The sequence below is a fragment of the Pseudoduganella sp. GW821-FHT12E03 genome (assembly GCF_058807115.1).
Genome location: NZ_JBXAQJ010000008.1, coordinates 350732 through 373449 on the forward strand (window position 1 = coordinate 350732; position 22718 = coordinate 373449).

Sequence of the window (22718 nt, forward strand, 5' to 3'; positions counted from 1 at the left end):
TAAGGCACTCCGACAGGAGTGACGGTCGTACGATGGGGCCCCCAGGGCGGATTGGCCGGCCTTGGCCGGCTAATCCGCCAGCGACGCCACGTTCATCGGGTGGACTTTGTGCACCACGCACGCATCGAGTTGCAATGCCAGTCCGTGCACGAAGGCCACGGTTTCACCGTCGATGCCGGGGATGTACAGGTGGCGCGCCGTCCATTGCACCGGTACCGCCTGTCCCGAACTGTGGCCCAGCCAGACCAGGACGCCGGCGCCATCGAGTTCGACGTCGCCAACGTAGACGTGGCAATCGAGGCTGAGGTCGGGCCGCTGGAAATCGCTGCGCTGGCGGACCAGCGCTTCCCATTGCGCAGGTGTCACCGGCGGTGTGCGGACGATATACAGGTCATCAAAGTAGTGCATGCCGCCATCATAGCGGGTTATTGGCGCCGGATGGCAGGGCGGGGCCGCAGGCGGCGGCGCGCGCCAGCAACAGGTCGCGCTCGCGCTGGTTTTGCGCCAGTTCCGCGGCCCGTTCGAATTCAGCGCGGGCTTCCGCGATGCGGCCCAGCTTGAACAGGAAGTCGCCCCGTACGCTGGGCAACAGATGGTAATTTTTTAATGCCGGCTCATCAAGCAAGGCATCGGCCACTTCCAGTCCGGTTTCCGGGCCGAACGCCATCGACAGCGCGACGGACCGGTTCAGTTCCACCACGGGCGACGGCGCCAGCTGGGCCAGGCCGTCATACAGGGCGGCAATCCGGCCCCAGTCGGTGTCGCCGGCGCGCCGGGCGCGTGCGTGGCAGGCGGCAATCGCCGCTTGCAGCGCATATGGACCCAGGCCGCGCTGCTGGCGTGCGCACAGGCCTTGCGCCCGGGCCAAAGCGGCCAGGCCGCGGCGGATCAGCAACTGGTCCCAGCGGGAACGGTCCTGTTCCAGCAACAGCACCGGGTTGCCCTGCGGATCGAGCCGGGCCCGCAAGCGGGACGACTGGATTTCCATCAGCGCCGCCAAGCCATGCACTTCCGGTTCGCCAGGCGCCAGCCCGGCCAGCACGCGGCCCAGCCGCAGCGCTTCTTCGCACAGCGCCGGGCGGATCCAGTCATTGCCCGCACTGGCCGCATAGCCTTCGTTATAGATCAGGTAAATCACTTGCAGCACGGCGGCCAGCCGTTCGCCCAGCTCCGGGCCGCGCGGCACCTCGAACGGCACTTGCGCCTCGGCCAGGGTGCGCTTGGCGCGCACGATGCGCTGCGCCACGGTGGGTTCCGGCACAAAGAATGCGCGCGCGATTTCATCGGTGGTGAGGCCGCCCAGCAGGCGCAGGGTCAGCGCCACCCGCGCTTCCATCGACAACACCGGGTGGCAGGCGATAAAGACCAGGCGCAGCAAATCGTCGCCGATGTTGTCGTCCAGCGCCTGTTCGACGGAGAGCGCGACATCGGGGATGGTATCTGCCAGCTGGCCTTCGATTTCATAGGTGAGTTCGAATTCCTTGTCCTGCCGCAGCTGGCGGTGGCGCAGCAAGTCCAGGGCGCGGTTTTTCGCCACCGTCATCAGCCAGGCGGCGGGATTGTCCGGCGTGCCGGTTTCCGGCCATTTTTCCATGGCCGCCACCAGCGCATCCTGGGCGATTTCCTCGGCTTCGCCGACGCCGCGCAGCATGCGCGCCACCACCGCGATGATGCGGGCCGATTCGATGCGCCAGACCGCTTCGATGGTGCGGCGGATATCGCGTTGGCCAGCCTGTGGCGATGGCACCGGTTGCACGGTTATGGGCGGGCAGGGATGTGCACGGTGCGCAGTTCAACTTCCAGCACATCCGGGTGGGGAAATGGATAGTGGCGGACCCAGTCCATGGCAAGTTCCAGCGTGTCGGCCTGGATCAGCCAGTAGCCGGCAATGAGTTCCTTCACTTCGGCAAACGGCCCGTCGATGAAGGCCGGCTTGCCGCCGTTAAATTTCACGCGGCCGCCACGGGCCGTGGACTTCAAGCCTTCGCCGGCCAGCGCGATGCCGGCCGCGACGCCAGCCCGGTTGGCGCGGTTCATGGTGTCGATGACGGACGGCGGCGGCTCCAGGTCGGCCTCGCTGCCCGCGTCGGAACGCAGCAGCACGGCATAGGCCCGGGTGCGGGGTTCTTCGCCGGTATCAAACCCCACGCAGCCGCCCGGGCAGCCCGCTTCGCGTACTTCCAGCACCGCGTTGCCTTCGCCATCCGCGCTTGGCCAGCTTGCCGCCCAGGCCAGCGCCTGTTCGCGGCTGTCCGCTTCGATCACGGTAAAACCGGCCACCAGCTCGGTGGCCGGCGCGAATGGCGCTTCGGTCACGCGCCAGGTTCCCCCGGCGCGCCGCATGCGCACGCCGGACGCGGAAGGATGCAGCCATTTCGCGGAAGGCACGGCCTGCACCAGTTGCGGCGGCGGAAAGCCTTCCGCTTCGGTGGTCTGGTCGGCCCTGCGCAAAATCATGTATTGCATTGCATCCTCCTAAGGTGGTGCCTGTGGTGACAGTGGCAGCGGCGCCGGTCAGGTTGCGTTGGCGCTCGCCTTGGCCATGATGCGCGCTTCCTGCTCCCGCAATTCCGGCGTGAATTCGGCGCCGAAATCTTCCGGCTCGAACACTTGCCGGATCTCGATGTCGGAATCGCTTTCCATCGGGTTGGGGCAGCGCTTGACCCATTCAATGGCTTCGTCCAGCGACTTTACCTGAATCAGCCAAAAGCCGGCGATCAATTCCTTGGTTTCCGAAAACGGTCCATCGGTGACAATGCGCTTGCCGCCGGAAAAGTGCACGCGCGCGCCCCGCGAACTGGGGTGCAAGCCTTCGCCGGCCAGCATCACACCGGCGTTGGCCAATTCCTCATTGTATTTGCCCATGGCGGTCAGCAATGCTTCGCTGGGCATTTTGCCGGCTTCGGATTCCGGGCTGGCTTTAACGATGATCATGAAACGCATGGCATCCTCCTTACTGGCCGCAACCCGGGGTTTGTTTCATCATTTCTTCCTGCATCTGTTCCGGGGTCAGGTCGCGCTGGTGGGTGGCGATCGACCAGGTGTGGCCGAACGGGTCCGTCACCTGGCCATAGCGGTCGCCCCAGAACATGTCGGCCGGCGGCATTTTTGCCGTGGCGCCGGCGTCCACCGCGCGCTGGAACCAGGCATCGGTATCTTCGACATACAGGTGCATGACGACCGGGGAGCCTTTCAGCGCTTTCGGGCCGAAGCTGCCCCAGTCGGGGAAATCGTCGACCAGCATCACGTAGGCATTGCCGATCTGGATCATTGCGTGCATTAACTTGCCATCGGGGCCGGGCATGCGGCCCATTTCCACCGCGCCAAAGGCTTTTTTATAGAACTCGATGGCGTCGGCCGCGCCTTCGCATACGATGTGCGGGGTCACGGTGGAAAAACCGGCTGGAATCGGGGCAACTTGGGTCATGGCACTCTCCTTGAACGTTGGTGGATGAAACGCAGGGCGCGTGGTGATAAAGACAAGTTCGGGCGCCCATACTCACACGACGGATGGCCAAATGCCAGATCGACACGGTAGAAAAAAATATTTGTGGTTTTCTTGCGGCTGATGCGTTTAGGTTGTACGATGACATACAACTTAGCATATTGCTGAAGCATCCCCGTTGGAGACCGGGGAATTCGCCCACCAACACCATAAGAGTGAACGACCATGAACCTGAGCGAGCCCCCTGTTAGCCAGCAAGTCCTCGGTAAATACCGCTGGACCATCTGCGCGCTGCTGTTTTTTGCCACCACCGTCAATTACCTGGACCGCCAGGTCTTGAGCTTGCTGGCGCCGGACTTGTCGAAGGAATTCGGCTGGTCCAATTCCGATTACGCCAACATCACGGCGGTTTTCCAGTTCGTGTATGCGATCTCCATGCTGTTCGCGGGCCGCGTGGTGGACCGCATGGGCACCAAGAAAGCATACATCCTGGCCATTGTCGTCTGGTCGCTGGGCGCGGTCATGCACGCGTATTCCGTGCCGATGGGCGAGGGGGTGGCCGCCATGCTGGGCGCCTTTGGGATGGCGGCGGTGCCGGTCTCGATTGCCGGCTTCATGCTGTCGCGCGCCGTACTGGCCGTGGGCGAGGCGGGCAACTTCCCGGCGGCCATCAAAGCCACGGCGGAATACTTCCCCAAGAAAGAGCGCTCGTTTGCCACCGGGATCTTTAATTCCGGCGCCAACGTGGGCGCCATCCTGGCGCCGCTGACGGTGCCGTGGATCGCCCTGAACTGGGGCTGGCAAGCCGCCTTCATCGTGATCGGCGTGGTGGGTTTTGTGTGGATGGGGTTCTGGCAAGTGATGTTCGACACCCCGGAAAAGAAACTGGGCGCGGCGGAGCTGGCCTATGTGCGCAGCGATGCCTCGTCGCAGCCGGTCGCCACGCCAGGCGCGAAAGTGCCATGGACGCGCCTGTTCGGCTACCGCCAGACCTGGGCCTTCGTGGCCGGTAAATTCCTGACCGACGGCGTGTGGTGGTTCTTCCTGTTCTGGCTGCCAAAATACCTGTCGGTGCAATATGGCATGGGCAAGGCCGACATCGTGGTGCCACTGGCGGTGCTGTACAGCATGACCATGATCGGCAGTATCGGCGGCGGCTGGTTCCCGGCCTACTTCATGAACAAGGGCATGGCGCCGTATGACGGCCGCATGCGCGCCATGCTGGTGATTGCCCTGTTCCCGCTGGTGGTGCTGCTGGCGCAGCCGCTCGGGTATATCAGCTTCTGGGTGCCGGTATTGCTGATCGGGATCGGCGCCTCGGCCCACCAGGCTTGGTCGGCCAATATCTTCACCACCGTGTCGGACATGTTCCCGCAAAAATCCGTGGCGTCGGTGGTGGGTATCGGCGGCATGGCGGGCGGCCTGGGCGGCGTGCTGTTGTCGAAGCTGGGCGGCTGGCTGTTTGACTATTACGGCGCGCAAAACGAGATCGCCACCGGCTACATGATCATGTTCTCGATCTGCGCGGTGGCGTACCTGATCGCGTGGGGCATCATGAAAATCCTGGTGCCGCACCACAAGGAAATCACCGACCTGTAACCGCGGGCCGCGGTTCGCGCAGGGAAGTCCGGCTGCCGCCGCGTTCCTTGCGCTCCTTGTAGGCAAGGACCAGCTCGTCGGCCATCGCGCGCGCCGCCGCCAACTGGCCCTTGTCCAGTGTTTTTGGCGGCTGCAACAGGGTTTCGTCAAAAGGGTTGAAGCCGGGCAGCTCGTTTGCGGTGGCCGTCATGATGCGCATCACGGCGATCCCGGCCGCATGCTGCAGCAGCGGCGAAATGCCCGGTATGCCGGATGCGCTGTCGTAAGTGTGGAGGTACATCAGGGCGGTCATGTCGCCGCTGTGCGCCCCTTCCACCAGGTGGCCGCTGGCTTGCTTTTTCCATTCCTGCACCAGCGGATCATCGGGCCGCGTGACCAGGGCGCCTGGATCGCCGAACGGCCCGGCGCTGATGAACGCGATGGCCGCGCCCATCGCGCCGCCTTTCAACGCCTGCTCCAGATAGACCAGCCGGTCGCGTTTCATGGTTTCCGTCATGTGCGCGCAATAGTCGGCTTTCTCGCGGCGCTCCGCATCGCTCAGCGGGCGCGTCTTGCCGGTTTTTTCATCGACATGGCGCGATTCGTTGCGCTGGAAGTCGACGCAGCTTTCAATCATCTGAAAAGCGGTCAGCGCCATGATGGGATTGTCGATCCGCGCAAAGATCGCCAGGTGGTGTTCCAGCCGCGAGGCGCCGGCCCCGGCGGCAGCGGAGGCCGGGGCCGGCGCCGGCGCGGCCGTGGCTGATGCGCCCGGCGGCTTGGCGGGGGCCGCGGTCGAGACGGGCAACGAGGATGGCGCATCCACGGCCGTGCCGCCCGGGCGGCAGGCATACCAGATGGCGCCCGCGCCCACGGTGGCGATGATCAGGATGTGGCTGAAACGCATGTGCTGCCTGAAATGAAATGCAAGGGGCTGCAGCGTAGCAAATTATTCGCGCAAGAAATGCGCGGATTGTCACCGCGCGCAGCCAGCTCCTCAGGCCAGCGCCTTCATGGTGATCTGGAATTGCAGTCCGCCGCCATCGCGGTTGCTCACCAGCAGTTCGGCGCCATGGCGCTGCAGCACGCGGTCGACGATGGCCAGGCCCAGCCCGGCGCCGTTGGCCTGGCCGCGCGCCGCGTCCAGCCGCGTGAAGGGTTTCAGCAATTGGGCAATCTGGTCGTCCGGCACGCCGCTGCCGTGGTCCGCCACCTCGATGATGACGCGGCGGAAGGCGCCCATGCCTTTGACGGTGCAGCGGATATCGATTTCCGTCACCTCCTGGTCCGGCGTCTTGCCATAGCGCCGCGCATTTTCCACCAGGTTATTGAACACCCGTTTCAAGTCGGTGGCATTGCCCAGTACATGGGCGCGTTCGGCAATGTCGGTGGTGAGTTTGACGTCCGGCAGGCGGGCCGCGTCGCCGGCCACTTCGTGCAGCAGCGCGCTGAGATCCACGTTGATGAACGTCGCCGCCTCGGTCGGCTTGGCGTAATCGAGGAACTGGCCAATGATGGCGTCCATTTGCGCGATATCGGACTGGATGCCGTCGCGCGCTTCCCGTGACAGGTTCGCCATTTCCACTTCCAGCCCCATGCGCGCCAGCGGCGTGCGCAAGTCATGGGAAATGCCGGCCAGGATCACGGCGCGGTCCGACTCGACCTGCGCCAGGTCTTCCACCATCTGGTTGAAGCTGCGGTTGGCCTGGGCGATTTCAGCCGGGCCTTTTTCCGGCAGGGGATCCGGGCGGCGGCCCTCCGCCACGTCGCGCGTGGCGGTGGTCAGCCGCGCCAGCGGACGGTTGATCAGGCTGGAAATCAGGGCCGCGCCCAGCAGCGACAGCACCGACACCACGCCGGCCCAGCCCAGCCACTGGATCCCGGTCAGGCCCTGCAGGCGTTCGCGTTCAAGCATCAGCCAGTAACTGTCATCGCCGATATTGAAACTGACCCAAAAACCGGGCATCCCATTGACGCTGGAGGAAAAGCGCGTATGCGGTCCCAGCTTGGCTTTGACCAGCGCTTCGATTTCCGGCATCAGCGCATTGTCGGGCGGCGGCTCGGCTTCGTCGTCGTCTTCCAGCGTGAAAATGCGGATGCCTTCATTCGACACCAGTTCAAACAGCAATTCGCGCCGCAATTCGGGCGCGGAGTGGGTCAGGGCGGCGTGCGTGATGGTGACGACGGAAATCACCTGGGCGGAAATCTGCTGGACTTGCGGTTCGCGCTGCACCACGCTGATCATGTAGACCCAGGCCGACATGGACAGCGTCGTGAGCACGCCCAGCAACAGGAAGGTGCGCCAGAACAGGCCGCTTTTCAGGGCGGCCAGGGAAAAGAAGCGGGAAATGTAAGACAAGGCGGCAGCGGGGCGCATCATGGCCACGAGGTCAGCGCGGCTGGCCCTCCGGGATGAACACGTAGCCCAGGCCCCACACGGTCTGGATGTACAGCGGGCTGGACGGATCCGGTTCAATCAGTTTGCGCAGGCGTGAAATCTGCACGTCGAGCGAGCGGTCGAACACTTCATACTCGCGGCCACGCGCCAGTTCCATCAGTTTTTCGCGCGACAGCGGCTGGCGCGCGTGGCGCGCAAACACTTTCAGCACCGAGAATTCACCGGTGGTCAGCGGCACGGTTTCGCCGTTTTTCTTCAGGGTACGGGTGCCCAAGTCCAGCACGAACTGGCCGAATTCAAAGGTTTGCGGGGTTTCCGATGGCGCGCCCGGAATTTCATCGGGCTGCTTGCGGCGCAGCACGGCGCCGATGCGGGCCACCAGTTCACGCGGGTTGAATGGCTTCGGCAGGTAATCGTCCGCGCCCATTTCCAGGCCGACGATACGGTCCACGTCTTCGCCCTTGGCGGTCAGCATGATGATCGGGGTCTGGTCGCCGGCGCCGCGCAGGCGGCGGCAAATCGACAGGCCGTCTTCGCCCGGCAGCATCAAGTCCAGCACCAGCAAGTCATAGCGTTCACGCAGCCACAGTTTGTTCATGGCGGTGGCGTTTTCCGCCGTGAACACATTGAAGCCTTGTTCGGTCAGGTAGCGGCGCAGCAGATCGCGCAGGCGGACGTCGTCATCGACCACCATGATTTTGGCCTGGTGGCCCGGGGTGGTGTTGCCTGGTTCGTTCGAATTCGTCATCATGGTCTGGAATTGTGTAAAACGCACTTGCTATGGTAACGTCATATTGGCCTGGAGCAAACGTTCGTGCCAACCCATTACAAACTGTTACAAACTTTACCCTATAGGCATTACCCTGTGCGGCAATTGCCCATACACTGCGAACTATGGCAAGTAAGAGGAAACCAACGAGGCACACCATGAGCAAGCAAACCGACAAATCGAACGAGGCACGGCAGGCACCTGCGCAAGTGGCCACGGGTTTGTCCGCGCGTTTGCCTGCGCATTGGTCTGCGCATTGGCCTGGACTCGGCGGCCTGTCGGTCGGGGCGTGGCTGGTCTCGTCCGTGTTTTCAGGCGCCTTGCTGGCCGCCGCGCCGGCCCACGCGTTCGGCCCCGGCGACCGCGAACCGCCGCGCCGCGAAGAGCGCGACAATCGCGATAACCGCAGCGACACCCGCGAGCGCGACACCCGCGCCTTCGAGCGCGCGGAAGAGCGCCGCCGTACCATGCAGGAATCCGGTAATGCCGACATGTCGCGCCGGGTCGACCGCATGACGCCGGACGAACGCCGCGATCTGCGGCGCCAGATCAATGAAGCGGGCCAGGAAATTTACGTCCGTCCGCAACGCCGATAAGTTTGTTTTACCCGTTCGCCTTACACCGTTATCCCCTCCGCCCGCTTCCCCAGCCTGGCACAAACGTTCTCCTGAATGGCGGCTCAGCCGCCATCGGCGTAGCATTGCAGCATCACTTTCATGATTTCCCCAACGGCTTGACGGACCTGTAATATTTATTCCTTGCAAGAATGTTGCTTGCCATGGATGATATTGGCGCCGGTACTGGCCTGTCAGGAGAATAATTGTGGTAGACAAAGCAGCTGAAGCCGCCGCTACAGCCTTGCCCAATGGCGTGTCCTTGCGCCAGGATGGCGTTTACCTTGACGTTTCGCTGCCGCCGTCCCAACTGGCGGCGTCCATGTCGCAAATTTTTGCCACGGGCGTCTATCTCGAAGGCATCGACTACCCGGTGTTTATCCGCGCGCTGTTCCAGGTCGGGCCGGCATTGCCGCCGGGTCTGCCGGGCGATACGCATAGCCGGATCGCCGCCGCGCTGCAGAAATTCGATCCGCGCCGCCAGGCTTTGTACCGGGGCTTGAAAATGGGCCGGGGCCAGGCGGAATATGTGTTCGAGCCACTGTTCTACGACGAGCAGGAATTACCCGATGGCACCGTGATTCCTGAAACGCCGGTCAAACTCGACTTCGATGAATTCGTGGCCGACATGTGGGTCAAGGGCGTGCGCTACGGCATCGATGAAGCGGCGGTGCGCCATGGCATCAATTCACCGCGCGGCGACCGCGTGACCGTGGCGCACCGCCTCGATCCGGAACCGTCGGTCGATGCGCACGTGGTGGAAGTGTCGGAAGATTTGCACCGCAGCGATGCGCCCCGCACCCGCGCCGATGGCCGCATCGACATGAACAGCTTCCAGAACCGCTTCCCGCAAATCCGCCAGGGCATGCGCCTGCTGCGCAAGATGCCGGGCGTGCAGGGCGCGCGCGGGCTGGAAGTCACCGGCACGGTGCTGTTGGCGGCGCCGCCGGCGGACCTGGATTTCCGCCGCTGGATCGGCGAAGGCACCAGCATCGACCGCGGCGAACAGGGCGAATTCCTGGTGGCCGACAAGGATGGCTTCCTTGACGTGGACGCCAAGGCCGGCACCATTTCCGTGCGAGACAAGATCGTCAGCCGCGAGGGCGTCAGCGGCCGCACCACCGGCAGCCTGGAGTTGGCCGGCGCGTTCGAGGAATTCGGCGACGTGCAGGAAATGCGCGACGTCAATGGCAGCGACATCACCATCCGTGGCAATGTGTTTGGCAATATCCATTCCAGCGGTGGTGAGATTTTGCTGGGCGGGAATATCGTCGGCGGCAGCGCCATTAACGCCAAAGGTGACATCAAGGTCAAAGGCGTCGCGTCCGGCGCCACCCTGCATACGAAAGACGGTGAAATCGTGCTGAAGGGCAGGGCCGACAATTGCGTCATCATCGGCACCAAGGTCACGCTGGAAGAAGCGTCCAACTGCGACATCGTGGCCGATGAAGTGCATATCGTGCTGGCCGAAGGCTGCGCGGTGGCGGCGCGCAGCATTGATATCGACAGCGCGGGACCACGGCGCCAGACTGAAATGCTGGCGCTGGTCCATATCCCGGACACCAGCACACTCGATGCGCAACTGGCCGAACTGGAAGGCAAGACCGGGGCGCTGGAGGGTTACCGCGCGCAATTCCAGCGCGAAGCGGAACAGATTACCGCCGTGCCCCAGGTGCGCGCGTACATGAGCCTGACGGCCCGCTTGCGCAAGGGCGAGGCCACCTTGACGCCGGAGCAGGCGCCACAACTGAAGAAAATGGCGGCGCTGGTGGAGCCGCAATTGAAGCAGGTCGGGCAACTGCTGCAGAAAATGAAAGCCGCGGAATCCCAGGTCGCCGTGCGCCGGGCCCAGCTGGCCGAGGTCCGCAAGCAAAAGGACGATCTGGTGTCGCAGGCGCACTGTACAATCAAACTGGTGTCGGGCGACGTCATCGTGCGCAGCCTGGCGCTGGCGCCGGGTGTCCCGTCCGCCGCATCGCTTGCGCCCAGGGAGGTGCGCACCTACCTGCGCGGCGCTTTGCCGGCGGCATCGGTGGTGTTTTCCGGCAGCAGCGGCGCGGTGGCCTGGGTTGGCCGTGGCGCCCAGGCGGATGCTCCGCCGGAGCAGCCGGACCAGCCGGACCAGGCGGAAGGGGAGTAAGCGGTGGCTGAACATGTGAAGGCGGTCGTGATGCCCACCGACGGCGAATTGCCGTCGTCGCTGGTGCAGCGCGACGATGGCATTTATTTCCGCGCCGATGCTGCGGCCGCGGCGTGCCAGGCCGCCATCAACCAGGTCTTTCTTTCCAACGGTTATTTTTCCGGACTTGATTACGCGGTTTTCATCCGCGTCCTGTACGACGCCGGCGCGGAATTGCCGGCATCGCTCAAAGGCAAGGACCTGGTGCGCTTCGCCGACAATATCCTGCCATTCCACGCGCAGCGGCGCGAGCTGTACAAATCCGTCCGCATCATCAATGGCGAAGCGGAATATTACTTCGAGCCGGTGTTCTTCACGGTCCCGGACATGCCGCCGACGCCGGCGCGCCTGAACTTCGATGAATTCGTGGCCGACATGTGGGTCAAGGGGATCCGCTTCGGCATCGACGCGCCGGCCGTGAAAGCCACCATCGCCGCCGGCCGTGTCACGCGGCTGATCGCGGCGCGGCGCCTGAACGCGATGCCGGGACGCGACGCCGCCATCGTGGAAGTGGCGCAAAACATCCACCGCAGCAATGCGCCGCGTGAAATGGCGAACGGCCGCTTTGACTTGCACACATTCCAGAACCGGTTCCCGCAAATGCCGCCGCATGTGCGGCTGCTGCGCAAGGTGCCCCGGGTGCCGGGCATCCGCGGCTATGAATTGTCCGGTATCCCACTGGAAGCGCCGCAGCCGCGCGATATCGATCTGCCGGCCATGGCGGGCCCCGGCACGGCCGTCGAAGAAGTCAATGGCGTGCAATTCCTGGTCTCGACCACGGAAGGTTTCTTATCGATTGACGGCAGCAAGCGCATTTCCATCGGCCCCAAGATCATCAGCCGCGAAGGCGTCAGTGCGCGCACCACCGGGAATTTGCAGCTGACCGGCGAGTACGAGGAATTCGGCGAAGTGCAGGAACAGCGCAGCGTCGATGGCGGCAGCATCACGATCCATGGCGACGTGTTTGGCAATATCAATTCGCGCGGCGGCACGATCAGCCTGCGCCGCAACCTGATGGGTGGCGCGGCCATGAATGCCGATGGCGATATCGAAGTCAAAGGCGTGGCGTCGGCCTCCGTGGTGCAAACCAAAAAAGGCGTGGTGACCCTGGGGCGCGCCGAAAGCTGCGTCATCACCGGCACCCGGGTCGTGATCGGCGAAGCGTCGAATTGCGAAATCATGGCCGATGAAGTGGAAATCAAGGTGGCCGAAGGGTGCGCGGTGGCCGCGCAGCGGATTGCCATCGGCAGCGCCGGGCCGCGCAGGCAAATTGAAATGCTGTTGTTCCCGCTGGTGCCCGATACGTCGAAGTACGACAAGACCATCGTGGAACTGGAAGAAAAGGGCGCGCGCCATGCCGCCGTGGCGGCGCGCGTCAAGGGGGAAATCGACGCCATCACCAACGAGCCGGACGTGCGCAATTACCTGACCCTGGCGACCCGCGTGCGCAAGCAGGAAGTGATGTTGACTCCGGAGCAGCTGGCGCTGTTCCAGAAAATGGCGGTGCAGGTGGGACCGGCGCTGCGCACGGTCGGCAAGCTGTCGCTGGGCGTGAAGGAAGCGCTGGCCGAGCAGGCCAAGGTGCAGGAGATGGTGGCGCAGGTGCGCCAGCGCAAGCAGGACATGGCGGGGCGGGGCGCCTGCAAGGTCGCCATGGTGAACGGCGATACCGTGGTGCGCACCATGGATTTCAGCCCGGACCATGGCGCGCCGTACGATCAGCCGGCCAAGGATGTCAAGGCCCGGCTGCGCGCATCGGCGCCGCGCACCGCGCCGGTCTTTTCCGGCAGCGGCGGCACGGTGGACTGGACTTCCGCCGCTGGCCTTGCGCCCTGAGTCAGCGCCGGTTACTGGTATCCGGACGAGGTCTTCACGATTTCCGCATAACACGCTTGCACGCCGGTCGGCAGGCCGTCGAACAAGCCTTCTTCCTGCGCCGACACTTTCCCCTGTTCCGCCAGCATCTTCACCTTGCACAGGTATTCCACCTGCGCCAGCAGGCGGCCCATCGCCGACATCGGCGCGCCTTTGCGGACCGCGACCTGTTCCGTCAGCGCCAGACTGACGCTGTCCGGGAAACGCCACTCTTTGGCGATGCCCGACGCGACCAGGCGCGCCGCCGGCATCAGGCGGGCCGTGAATGCCGCGCTGCCCAGGCGCTGGCCATCCTGGAGCTGGCGGTCCATCATGCCCAGCGCCACCATCAGGCCCGCATTGAGCACCAGTCCGGCCAGGAAAGCGTCCAGCGGTTCGATGCCGAAGGCCGGCGCCAGCTTGCGGCAGGCGTGGGCGCAGCGCTCGGAATGGTCCCAGATGCGCGGCGCGATGCGCCGGGTATGCGGTCCCGCGTTGAAGTCGATGATGGGCCGGAAGGCGACGGACGTCACCAGTTGCCGCAAGCCTTCCTGGCCGATCACCAGGACCGCGTTGTGTACGCTGGTCACGGGTTGGCCGGACGCCAGCGCCGAACTGTTGGCAAGGCGGATCACTTCCGCCACCATCACCACGTCGCTGGAAATCTTGCGCGCGATGTCCGCGCCGGAAAATGTTTCGCTGCGCAAGCTTTGCAGCAATTGCGGCACCACGCCCGGCATGCGGCGCATCAGGTCGGCGCCGGAATGCTGGGAGCGGGCGATGGCATTGAGGGATTCCAGCACGCGCGCCTCGACGGCGGCCGTAGCGGGGGTATCGTCGCGCCACCCGCCAAACAGCCAGTCCGCATAGGCGGTATCGATGCGTTCTTTTTGCTGGTAGGACGGCGCCGCTGCGGGTTCGGGCGGCTCGGCGCTTGCCGCAGTCCCGGGGGAGGCGGCGGCGGCGGCGGGTGCCGGTGCGGGTGCGGGTGGGAGCGGCGCGGGCGGAACGGTGGCGGCGCCGGACGCTTCAGGCGGGCTGGCGCCGAGGATCATGCGCTTGAGCCACTGGTACATGAAAGCCTTTCAGTCATCGTGCGCGGGCATGGCAATCCATTGTACCGGCTCTTTGCTCGAATGCAATCGTCGCACAGTCACGGGCGCTTTGTTGCGCGCAATCAACTTGTTGCAGCTAGGCACGGTTAGCATGGTTCCACGCGTGACTCACTGCGAAAGGAACATGATGCACACCTCGATGATGCCTGGCGCCGCCAGGGCCGTGCTGCGGCAATACCTGAGTTTCCGCCTGGGCGGACTGGAATATGCGCTGGATTACCGCAATGTGCGCGAACTGCGGCCATTGTGCACCATGGACCGTTTTGCCGAGGATGGCGCCGTGCTGGGCAGCGTGGCCATGTCGCGCGGCGTGATCATGCCGATCGTCGACATGCGCATCGCCTTCGGCCCCCGCCCGCCGCAACATGACCCGCGCACGGATGTCATTGTTTTGCAATTAACGAACTGCGTGATGGGAATGGTCACCGATGGCGTGACCGATGTGGTGCTGCTCGATGAAGCGCAAATCCAGCCGATGCCGGGACTGGCGCGGGAGGTGGAATACTTGCTGGGGATTGGCGAGACGGTGGCGGGGCGCAAGCTGATCGTGGTGGACATCGACAAGCTGATGGCGATCCGGCGCGGCAGGGAATTGCATGCCGCGTGAGGGTGTTAAAACGACACCGCAACGTCCCAGTGGTGCCAGCGTGACAGCGTAGGGCGGCTTTTACAAAGCCGCCGATGCGCCGTCGGGGACGCATGCATGGCGGCTTCCGCGTTGCGGAAACCGCCCTACACAGTCAGGCCTGCGGCATCAGGAGGCGATGCCGGGTGGGCGCGGACCGCAATCCGTCAGGCCGCCAGCGCTTCCAGCTGTTCCTGCAATTCCAGCCACTCGCCTTCGAGCTGTTCCAGGTCCTTGGTATAGAAGGCCTGGTCTGTCAGCAGGGTTTTCAGCTTGGCCTTGTTGGCCGCGTCGTAAATGGTGCTTTCACCCAGCTGTCCGTCGATCTCGGCCTTTTGCGCATTGCGCTTGGCGATCTGCTCTTCGAGCCGCTTGATCTTGTTTTCAATCGGCTTGCGTTGCGCGGACAGGCGCTGGCGCTGTTCGGCATCCAGCCGTTTCTGGTCGCGCTTGTCGGCGGCGGCGGGCGCCGGAGCCACGGGCGACGCGACCGGGTAATCGGTCTTGTTGGCCTTGCCGGCGGCCGGCAGCACATCGGTGCCTTTGCCCAGCTTGGTCTGGAACAGCCAGTCCTTGTAGTCGTCCAGGTCGCCGTCGAATGGTTGCAGCTTGCCGTCGGCCACGATGATGAACTGGTCGGTGGTCGCGCGCAGCAGGTGGCGATCGTGCGATACCACCACCAGCGTGCCTTCGAACTGCGCCAGCGCTTCAGTCAGCGCTTCGCGCGTTTCCAGGTCCAGGTGGTTGGTCGGTTCATCGAGCAGCAGCAAATTCGGACGCTGCCAGACGATCAGCGCCAGCGCCAGGCGGGCCTTTTCGCCGCCGGAGAAGGGGCGGATCGGGCTGGTCACCATGGTGCCGGGGAAGTTGAAGCCGCCCAGGAAATTACGCAATTCCTGCTCACGCACGGTCGGCGCGATTTTCGCCAGGTGCCACAGCGGCGATTCGTCGTGGCGCAGCATTTCAACCTGGTGCTGGGCGAAGTAACCGATGGTCAAGCCCTTGCCGATGGTCGCGTCGCCGGTCAGCGGCGTCAGTTCGCCGGCGATGGTCTTGATCAGCGTGGATTTACCGGCGCCGTTGACACCCAGCAGGCCGATGCGCTGGCCGATCTGCAGCGAGAAATTGACGCGGTTGACGATGGCTTTTTCCGTCACGTTGCCGGTCTTCTCGTCTTCAATGCGGTAGCCGCAATTGACGTCTTCCATCACCATCAGCGGATTTGGCGCGTTGAGCGGTTCGCGGAATTCAAACGAGAATTCCGCCGCCGCGCGCAGCGGCGCCAGTTCTTCCATCTTGGCCAGCGCCTTCATGCGGCTTTGCGCCTGCTTGGCCTTGGACGCCTTGGCCTTGAAGCGGTCGATGAACGATTCCAGGTGGGCGCGCTTGCGCTGCTGCTTTTCCAGCGCGCCCGCGGCCAGGATCATTTGCGCCGCGCGCTGGCGTTCAAACGAAGAATAGTTGCCCGAGTAGCGCTTCAGCTTGCGCTCGTCGATGTGTACCACCACGTTCACGATTTCGTCGAGGAAGTCGCGATCGTGGGAAATGATGATCAGGGTGCCGGCGTAGCGTTTCAGCCAGTCTTCCAGCCAGATGATCGCGTCCAGGTCCAGGTGGTTGGTCGGTTCATCGAGCAGCAGCAGGTCGGAAGGGCACATCAGCGCCTGCGCCAGGTTCAGGCGCATGCGCCAGCCGCCGGAGAAGCTGGCGACCGGTTGCTGCATCTGGTCCAGCGAAAAGCCCAGGCCGAGCAGCAACTGTTCGCCGCGCGACTGCACGGTGTAGGCGTCGGCGTCGGCCAGCGCGCTATAGACTTCGCCCATGGCGATGCCGTTTTCCGTCGATTCCGGTTCGCTTTGCAGGCGTTCCAGTTCGGCTTCGAGGCGGCGCAAGGTCACGTCGCCATCGATCGCGTAGTCGAGCGCGGCGCGCTCGAGTGGCGGCGTTTCCTGCGCCACATAGGCCATGCGCCACTTGGCGGGGAAATCGATATCGCCCTGGTCGGGATGCAGCTCGTTGCGCAGCATGGCGAACAGGCTCGATTTGCCAGCGCCGTTGGCGCCAATCAGGCCGATCTTGTCGCCAGGATTCAGGGTAAGGTCGACCTGCTCGAGCAGCGGCTTAATGCCGCGCATCAGGCTGACTTGGTTCAGACGGATCATAAGTAGGTTTTAAAGTTTCAACTGGTCGGCGGTCAGCAGGAAGACCATGTCGTCGCCGGCGCTGGTGGTCAGCCAGGTCAGGCCGAGGTCGCCGAACGCCTGTTCCGCGAATTCGCGTTCATTGCCGATTTCCACGATCAGCAAGCCATCGTCGGTCAGCAGCTCGGCCGCGCCGGACACGATGCGGCGCACCAGGTCCATGCCGTCGACGCCGCCGGCCAGCGCCAGTTGCGGTTCGGCCAGGTATTCCGGCGGCAGCTTGGCCATCGACGCGGAATTCACATATGGCGGATTGGTGACGATGATGTCGTATTTTTTCTTCGGCACGTTCTGGTACAGGTCCGACTCGATCAGGGTGACGCGGTCGGCCAGTTCATAGGTGTCGACATTGCGGCGCGCCACGTCGAGCGCGTCGCGCGAGATATCGACCGCATCGACGTGCGCGTTCGGGAACGCGTCGGCCATCATGATGGCCAGGCAACCGGAGCCGGTGCACAGTTCCAGCACGTTGGTGACGTCGTCCGGGTCCGTCACCCACGGCGAGAAGTATTGCGGGATCAGTTCCGCGATGAACGAACGCGGCACCAGCGCGCGTTCGTCGACGTAGAAGGCATAGGTGCCCAGCCACGCTTCCTTAGTGATGTAGGCGGCCGGCACGCGCTGCACGGCGCGGCGTTCGATCACGTCCAGCACCGATTGCACTTCTTCCGGCAGCAGGCGCGCATCGAGGAACGGATCGAGCTTGTCCAGCGGCAGCTTCAGGGTGTGCAAGATCAGGTAAGCCGCTTCATCGATGGCTTCCACGCTGCCATGGCCGAAGAACAGCTGGGCGGTGTTAAAGCGGGTAACGGCGTAGCGCAGCAAGTCGCGCGGTGTGGTGAACAGGGTATTTGGCATGGTGGTTTCCTGGCCTTTCAAGTGATCAGGTCAACAGGTTAAAACAGGTTAAAGCGGTTTAAGTCAGCAATAACCGCAGTGTACGGCGGTAGATATTCTTCAGCGGATCAATGTATCGCAGCTCGATGTGCTCATCGATCTTGTGGATGCTGGCGTTGGGAGGGCCGAATTCTATCACCTGGGGGCAGATCTGCGCGATGAAGCGCCCATCCGAGGTGCCGCCGGTGGTCGACAGTTCCGTCTCGACGCCGGTTTCCTCTTTGATGGCGTCGGCCATGGCGCTGCTCAGGGCGCCGGGCGGTGTCAGGAAGGGCAGGCCGGACAGCGTCCATTGCAGGTCATATTCCAGGCCGTGTTTATCGAGGATCGCATGCACGCGGCGTTTTAAATCGTCATGCGTGCTGGCGGTGGAAAAACGGAAATTGAAGTCGATCACGACGTCGCCGGGAATCACGTTGTTGGCGCCGGTGCCGCCCTTGATGTTCGACATTTGCCACGACGTCGGCAAATAGTACTCATTGCCGTGGTCCCAGACTTCGGCCACCAGGTCGGCCAGCGCCGGCGCGGCCTGGTGGATCGGGTTGCGCGCCAGTTGCGGATAGGCGATGTGGCCCTGGATGCCCTTGATGGTGAGCTTGCCGGACAGGGAGCCGCGGCGGCCATTCTTGATGGTGTCGCCCAGCACCTTGTCGGACGTGGGTTCGCCGACGATGCAGTAATCGAGCTGTTCGCCGCGCGCCTTCAGCATGTCGCAGACCACCACGGTGCCATCGGTGGCGGGACCTTCTTCATCGCTGGTGATCAGGAAGGCGATCGAGCCCTTGTGGTCCGGATGCGCCGCGATGAATTCTTCGCACGCCACCACCATCGCGGCAATCGAGGTTTTCATGTCGGCCGCGCCACGGCCATACAGTTTACCGTCGCGCTGGGTCGGATAAAACGGTTCCGACGACCATTGTTCGACCGGACCGGTCGGCACCACGTCGGTATGGCCGGCAAACACCAGCACCGGCCCCTCCGTGCCACGGCGCGCCCACAGGTTCGTCACTTCGCCCGACTGGATGGTTTCGCATCGGAAGCCCAACGGTTGCAGCAAGTGGATCAACTGGTCCTGGCAACCTTTGTCTTCCGGCGTGACGGACGAACGGCCGATGAGTTTTTCAGTCAGCGCGAGGGTACGGGAGGTGGTCATCATTATGCGCTAAAGATCTGGCCGTACTGGGCGGCGGAAAAGCCGACATGGCAAGCCGTGCCCGCGCCTTGCAGCACCGGGCGCTTGATCACGGACGGGAATTCCAGCATCAGGGCGCGGGCGCTGGCCGCGTCAACGATGGCGGCCTTGCGTTCATCGGGCAAACCACGCCAGGTGGTGCCTTTCTTGTTGACCAGCACTTCCCAGTCGAGGCTGGCCAGCCAGCCGTTGACGGTGTCGGCGCTCAAGCCTTGTTTTTTGAAGTCGTGGAACGTGAAGTCATGCTGCTGGTCCGCCAGCCACACGCGGGCTTTTTTCACGGTGTCGCAGTTCGGGATGCCGTAGAGAGTAATCATGGGTAAATTGGAAGTGCATCGCCGCCGGACGGCGGCGTCAATGCGCATTATAGCGGGTGGGGAACCCGGCGTCCGGCGCGGCGCCGTGGGAAGGCGCCGCGCCGGCAACGGTGGCGGCTAGCCGAGTTTGAATTCCGTGAACGACGTTTCAGGCGACGCCGAAGCCGCCGCCTGTTCCGGTTCGTCCTTCTTGGCTTCGGGCCCGTTATTGAGCAGCCACAGCAGGTTGGTCGCGGAATCCGCATTGGCCAGCGCTTCTTCCTGGCTGATCTTGCCTTCCTGGACCAGCTTGAACAGGGCCATTTCGAACGACTGGGAGCCGCCCGTCAGGCTTTTCTCCATGGCTTCCTTGATCTGGCTGATCTCGCCTTTTTCAATCAGTTCCGAGATGTAGCGCGTATTGACCATGACTTCCACCGCGGCGGTGCGGCTGCCGCCGCTGGCGGACTTGATCAGGCGCTGCGACACGATGGCCTTGACGGTGGCCGACATGTCCTGGAACAGCGCCGCGCGGTTTTCAATCGGATAAAAACTGATGATGCGGTTCAGCGCGTTGTAGCTGTTGTTGGCGTGCAGGGTCGCCAGCACCAGGTGGCCCGATTGCGCGTAGGCGAGGGCGGCCGCCATGGTTTCCTTGTCGCGGATTTCACCGATCAGGATGCAGTCCGGCGCCTGGCGCATGGAATTGCGCAGCGCGGTATAGAAATCCTTAGCGTCGGCGCCGATTTCGCGCTGGTTGACGATGGATTTCTTGTTCTTGAACAGGTACTCGATCGGGTCTTCCAAGGTCAGGATGTGACCCGGCTTCAATTCATTGCGGTGGTCCAGCATGGCCGCGATGGTGGTGGATTTGCCGGAACCGGTGGACCCCACCAGCAGCAGCAAGCCGCGTTTTTCCATGATCAGTTCGGCCAGCACCGGCGGCAAGCCGAGGTCGCCCAGCGCGGGGATGGTGGCGGGCACGAAGCGGAACACGGCGGAAATGCTGCCGCGCTGGCGGAACGCCGACAGGCGGAAGCGGCCCAGGTTGGGGACCGAATAACCGGAATTGAGTTCGTTGGTGCGCTCCAGTTCGTCCATCTGTTCGGGAGAGCAGATTTCCGACAGCAGCGCGTGGATGTTTTCCGGCTCCAGCTTTTGCTGGTTGATGGGAATCAGGGTGCCGTTGATCTTGATATGGACGGGGGAGTTCACCGCGAAAAACATGTCCGATGCGGCTTTTTCCTTCATCAACTGGAACAGGCGGTCCATGGCCATGATTGCCTCCTCAAGATCAAACAAGTCGACTCGAAATACGTAGGGCGGCTTTTACAAAGCCGCCGTGCCGTCGCCGGTGCGCATGCATGGCGGGTTTGTAAAACCCGCCCTACGGGAATTACACGCCGCGCAGCAGTTCGTTGATGCTGGTCTTGGAACGGGTCTGCGCATCGACGCGCTTGACGATCACCGCGCAGTACAGGCTGTACTTGCCGTCGGCCGAAGGCAGGTTGCCCGAGACCACGACCGAACCGGCCGGCACGCGGCCATAGGTCACTTCGCCGGTGGCGCGGTCGTAGATCTTGGTCGACTGGCCGATGTACACGCCCATGGAAATCACGGAATTTTCTTCCACGATCACGCCTTCGACGATTTCCGAACGGGCGCCGATGAAGCAGTTGTCTTCGATGATGGTCGGGTTGGCTTGCATTGGTTCCAGCACGCCGCCGATGCCGACGCCGCCGGACAAGTGCACGTTCTTGCCGATCTGTGCGCACGAACCCACCGTGGCCCAGGTGTCGACCATCGCGCCTTCATCGACGTAGGCGCCGATGTTGACGTAGGACGGCATCAGCACCACGTTTTTCGCGATGAACGAACCACGGCGGGCCACCGCCGGCGGCACCACGCGGAAGCCGCCTTGCTGGAAGTCGGCTTCGGTGTAGTTGGCGAACTTGGTCGGCACCTTGTCGTAGAACTGCATGGTGCCGTCCGATGGCAGCACCACGTTGTTTTCCAGGCGGAACGACAGCAGCACGGCTTTCTTGATCCACTGGTTCACCACCCAGGTGCCGGTGTCTTTTTGCGCCACGCGCAGCGAACCGTTATCCAGGCCGGCCAGCACGTGCGACACGGCGTCGCGCAGTTCGGCGGTACCGTTGCCCGGGTTGATCTCGGCACGGTTGTCCCACGCTTGTTCGATGATTTGTTGCAGTTGTTGGGTCATGATGATCTTCTTTATTGAATGGATGGAGCTAAGTTTTTGCAGAACTGGACGATGCGCTGCGCAGCTTCCAGTCCTTCCTCGGTTTCGGCGACCAGCGCCATGCGGATACGGTTGCGGCCCGGGTTGATGCCGTGCGCGTCACGCGCGAGGTAGCTTCCGGGCAATACAGTGACATTATATTCGGCGTACAGGCGCTGTGCGAACTCGGTGTCCGACAGGCCGGTGCGGGTGACATCGGCCCACAGGTAAAAACCGGCGTCCGGCAGCGCCACGTCCATCACTTCCCGCATCAGCGGTGTGATGGCGGCAAATTTGGCGCGGTATTGTGCGCGGTTGTCTTCGACGTGGGTTTCGTCGTTCCAGGCCGCGATCGACGCAGCCTGCACGGGAGGGCTCATGGCGCCGCCGTGGTAGGTGCGGTACAGCAGGAATTTTTTCAGCACTTCGGCATCGCCGGCGACAAAGCCGGACCGCATGCCCGGCACATTCGAGCGTTTCGACAGGCTGGAAAACACAACCAGGCGCGCATACGGACGCTCGATGGTGGCCAGGCCCAGCATGTGGGCCGCCTGCATCGCGCCCAGCGGCGGCTCGTCGAAGTAAATCTCGGAGTAGCACTCGTCGGCGGCAATTACGAAGTTGTAGCGCTCGGACAGGGCAAACAAATGTTCCCATTCCGTCAGCGACAGCACCGCGCCGGTCGGGTTGCCCGGCGAGCAGACGAACAGCAATTGCGTGCGCTGCCAGACGTCTTCGGGAATGCTGTCGTAATCGCAGCCGAAATTGCGGGCCGGGTCGGAGTTCACGAAATACGGTTCGGCGCCGGCCAGGTAGGCCGCGCCTTCATAGATCTGGTAAAACGGATTCGGCGACACCACGATGGCGCGCTCGCCATCCTTCCGGGTCGGATCGACCACGGTTTGCGCCAGCGCGAACAAGGCTTCGCGCGAACCGTTGATCGGCAACACTTGCGTGGCCGGGTTCAGCGCCGGCAGTCCATAGCGGCGCTCGAGCCAGCCGCAAATGGCCTTGCGCAGCGGTTCGTTGCCGATGGTGAGCGGGTAGCTGGCCAGGCCGTCCAGGTTATCGGCCAGCGCTTGCTGGATGAATGGCGGCGTCGGATGCTTGGGCTCGCCCATGCCCAGGCTGATATGGTTGTACGCGGCGTTCGGCGTGACTTGCGCGAACAATTGCCGGAGTTTTTCGAACGGATACGATTGCAGCTTGTCGAGATGTGGATTCACGGGCGGACCAGAGGCAGGTTACAGGGTACAGAGCGAGATCGGAACCAGTGATTATAGCGTCAGCCGGCAATCGGCGCGCAGGGGCGG

Annotated in this window: 21 protein-coding genes; 5 read left to right on the forward strand and 16 right to left on the reverse strand. The window is 63.4% G+C overall.

What is annotated here, in order from left to right; translation table 11 throughout:
* Nucleotides 1–69: 69 nt before the first annotated feature.
* From AC1RRC_RS21725 to AC1RRC_RS21745, 5 genes are read right to left on the reverse strand one after another with little or no spacing between them, the layout of a single operon-like run.
* On the reverse strand, nucleotides 70–408 hold the full coding sequence (locus tag AC1RRC_RS21725) for a hypothetical protein (RefSeq protein ID WP_493057606.1): 339 nt from the start codon (nucleotides 406–408) through the stop codon (nucleotides 70–72).
* 7 nt (nucleotides 409–415) lie between these two features.
* Nucleotides 416–1747, reverse strand: coding sequence for an RNA polymerase sigma factor (locus tag AC1RRC_RS21730; RefSeq protein WP_493057695.1), 1332 nt, complete (start codon nucleotides 1745–1747; stop codon nucleotides 416–418).
* A gap of 11 nt (nucleotides 1748–1758) precedes the next feature.
* Complete coding sequence (locus AC1RRC_RS21735; protein ID WP_493057607.1) at nucleotides 1759–2466, reverse strand: YciI family protein; 708 nt, start codon at nucleotides 2464–2466, stop codon at nucleotides 1759–1761.
* 48 nt (nucleotides 2467–2514) lie between these two features.
* Entirely contained in the window at nucleotides 2515–2943 is a 429-nt protein-coding gene (locus tag AC1RRC_RS21740) for a YciI family protein (RefSeq protein ID WP_493057608.1), read from the reverse strand.
* A 10-nt stretch (nucleotides 2944–2953) separates the two neighbouring features.
* Nucleotides 2954–3427: a VOC family protein gene (locus AC1RRC_RS21745; protein WP_493057609.1), complete on the reverse strand. Its 474-nt coding sequence runs from the start codon at nucleotides 3425–3427 to the stop codon at nucleotides 2954–2956.
* A 243-nt stretch (nucleotides 3428–3670) separates the two neighbouring features.
* Between AC1RRC_RS21745 and AC1RRC_RS21750 the strand changes: the two genes are divergently transcribed.
* Nucleotides 3671–5044, forward strand: coding sequence for an MFS transporter (locus AC1RRC_RS21750; protein ID WP_493057610.1), 1374 nt, complete (start codon nucleotides 3671–3673; stop codon nucleotides 5042–5044).
* Here the strand turns inward: AC1RRC_RS21750 and AC1RRC_RS21755 are convergent.
* The 3 genes from AC1RRC_RS21755 to ompR all read right to left on the reverse strand — a co-directional run bounded on the left by AC1RRC_RS21755 (nucleotide 5031) and on the right by ompR (nucleotide 8172).
* Entirely contained in the window at nucleotides 5031–5930 is a 900-nt protein-coding gene (locus AC1RRC_RS21755) for a hypothetical protein (RefSeq protein ID WP_493057611.1), read from the reverse strand. The genes AC1RRC_RS21750 and AC1RRC_RS21755 overlap by 14 nt on opposite strands.
* 90 nt (nucleotides 5931–6020) lie before the next feature.
* Nucleotides 6021–7403 (reverse strand): ATP-binding protein, encoded by a 1383-nt coding sequence (locus AC1RRC_RS21760; RefSeq protein WP_493057612.1) that lies wholly within the window; start codon nucleotides 7401–7403, stop codon nucleotides 6021–6023.
* Between the two features lie 10 nt (nucleotides 7404–7413).
* A complete protein-coding gene (ompR, locus tag AC1RRC_RS21765; RefSeq protein WP_493057613.1) occupies nucleotides 7414–8172 on the reverse strand; it encodes an osmolarity response regulator transcription factor OmpR in 759 nt (252 codons plus the stop codon).
* Between the two features lie 176 nt (nucleotides 8173–8348).
* On the opposite strand from ompR, the gene AC1RRC_RS21770 reads away from it, so the two are divergent.
* From AC1RRC_RS21770 to AC1RRC_RS21780, 3 genes are all read left to right on the forward strand, one after another.
* On the forward strand, nucleotides 8349–8786 hold the full coding sequence (locus AC1RRC_RS21770; RefSeq protein WP_493057614.1) for a hypothetical protein: 438 nt from the start codon (nucleotides 8349–8351) through the stop codon (nucleotides 8784–8786).
* A 226-nt stretch (nucleotides 8787–9012) separates the two neighbouring features.
* Nucleotides 9013–10944, forward strand: a complete 1932-nt coding sequence (locus AC1RRC_RS21775; protein ID WP_493057615.1) for a flagellar assembly protein A — start codon at nucleotides 9013–9015, stop codon at nucleotides 10942–10944.
* 3 nt (nucleotides 10945–10947) lie between these two features.
* Nucleotides 10948–12819: a flagellar assembly protein A gene (locus AC1RRC_RS21780; RefSeq protein WP_493057616.1), complete on the forward strand. Its 1872-nt coding sequence runs from the start codon at nucleotides 10948–10950 to the stop codon at nucleotides 12817–12819.
* A gap of 11 nt (nucleotides 12820–12830) precedes the next feature.
* Here the strand turns inward: AC1RRC_RS21780 and AC1RRC_RS21785 are convergent, their stop codons facing one another.
* The gene (locus AC1RRC_RS21785; protein ID WP_493057617.1) at nucleotides 12831–13913 is read right to left on the reverse strand and encodes an HDOD domain-containing protein; all 1083 of its coding nucleotides are present in this window, start codon (nucleotides 13911–13913) and stop codon (nucleotides 12831–12833) included.
* Nucleotides 13914–14076: 163 nt separating this feature from the next.
* Between AC1RRC_RS21785 and AC1RRC_RS21790 the strand changes: the two genes are divergently transcribed.
* Nucleotides 14077–14559: a chemotaxis protein CheW gene (locus tag AC1RRC_RS21790; protein WP_493057618.1), complete on the forward strand. Its 483-nt coding sequence runs from the start codon at nucleotides 14077–14079 to the stop codon at nucleotides 14557–14559.
* Nucleotides 14560–14744: 185 nt separating this feature from the next.
* On the opposite strand, the gene AC1RRC_RS21795 is transcribed toward AC1RRC_RS21790, so the two are convergent.
* From AC1RRC_RS21795 to dapC, 7 genes are all read right to left on the reverse strand, one after another.
* Entirely contained in the window at nucleotides 14745–16739 is a 1995-nt protein-coding gene (locus AC1RRC_RS21795) for an ATP-binding cassette domain-containing protein (RefSeq protein ID WP_493057619.1), read from the reverse strand.
* Between the two features lie 9 nt (nucleotides 16740–16748).
* Nucleotides 16749–17636, reverse strand: coding sequence for a 50S ribosomal protein L3 N(5)-glutamine methyltransferase (gene prmB, locus AC1RRC_RS21800; protein ID WP_493057620.1), 888 nt, complete (start codon nucleotides 17634–17636; stop codon nucleotides 16749–16751).
* 58 nt (nucleotides 17637–17694) lie between these two features.
* On the reverse strand, nucleotides 17695–18828 hold the full coding sequence (dapE, locus tag AC1RRC_RS21805; protein ID WP_493057696.1) for a succinyl-diaminopimelate desuccinylase: 1134 nt from the start codon (nucleotides 18826–18828) through the stop codon (nucleotides 17695–17697).
* A 2-nt stretch (nucleotides 18829–18830) separates the two neighbouring features.
* Nucleotides 18831–19184: an ArsC family reductase gene (locus AC1RRC_RS21810; RefSeq protein ID WP_493057621.1), complete on the reverse strand. Its 354-nt coding sequence runs from the start codon at nucleotides 19182–19184 to the stop codon at nucleotides 18831–18833.
* 117 nt (nucleotides 19185–19301) lie between these two features.
* Nucleotides 19302–20441 (reverse strand): PilT/PilU family type 4a pilus ATPase, encoded by a 1140-nt coding sequence (locus AC1RRC_RS21815; RefSeq protein ID WP_493057622.1) that lies wholly within the window; start codon nucleotides 20439–20441, stop codon nucleotides 19302–19304.
* Between the two features lie 118 nt (nucleotides 20442–20559).
* Nucleotides 20560–21387 (reverse strand): 2,3,4,5-tetrahydropyridine-2,6-dicarboxylate N-succinyltransferase, encoded by an 828-nt coding sequence (gene dapD, locus AC1RRC_RS21820; RefSeq protein WP_493057623.1) that lies wholly within the window; start codon nucleotides 21385–21387, stop codon nucleotides 20560–20562.
* Nucleotides 21388–21398: 11 nt separating this feature from the next.
* Entirely contained in the window at nucleotides 21399–22631 is a 1233-nt protein-coding gene (gene dapC / locus AC1RRC_RS21825) for a succinyldiaminopimelate transaminase (RefSeq protein ID WP_493057624.1), read from the reverse strand.
* Nucleotides 22632–22718 lie beyond the last annotated feature (87 nt).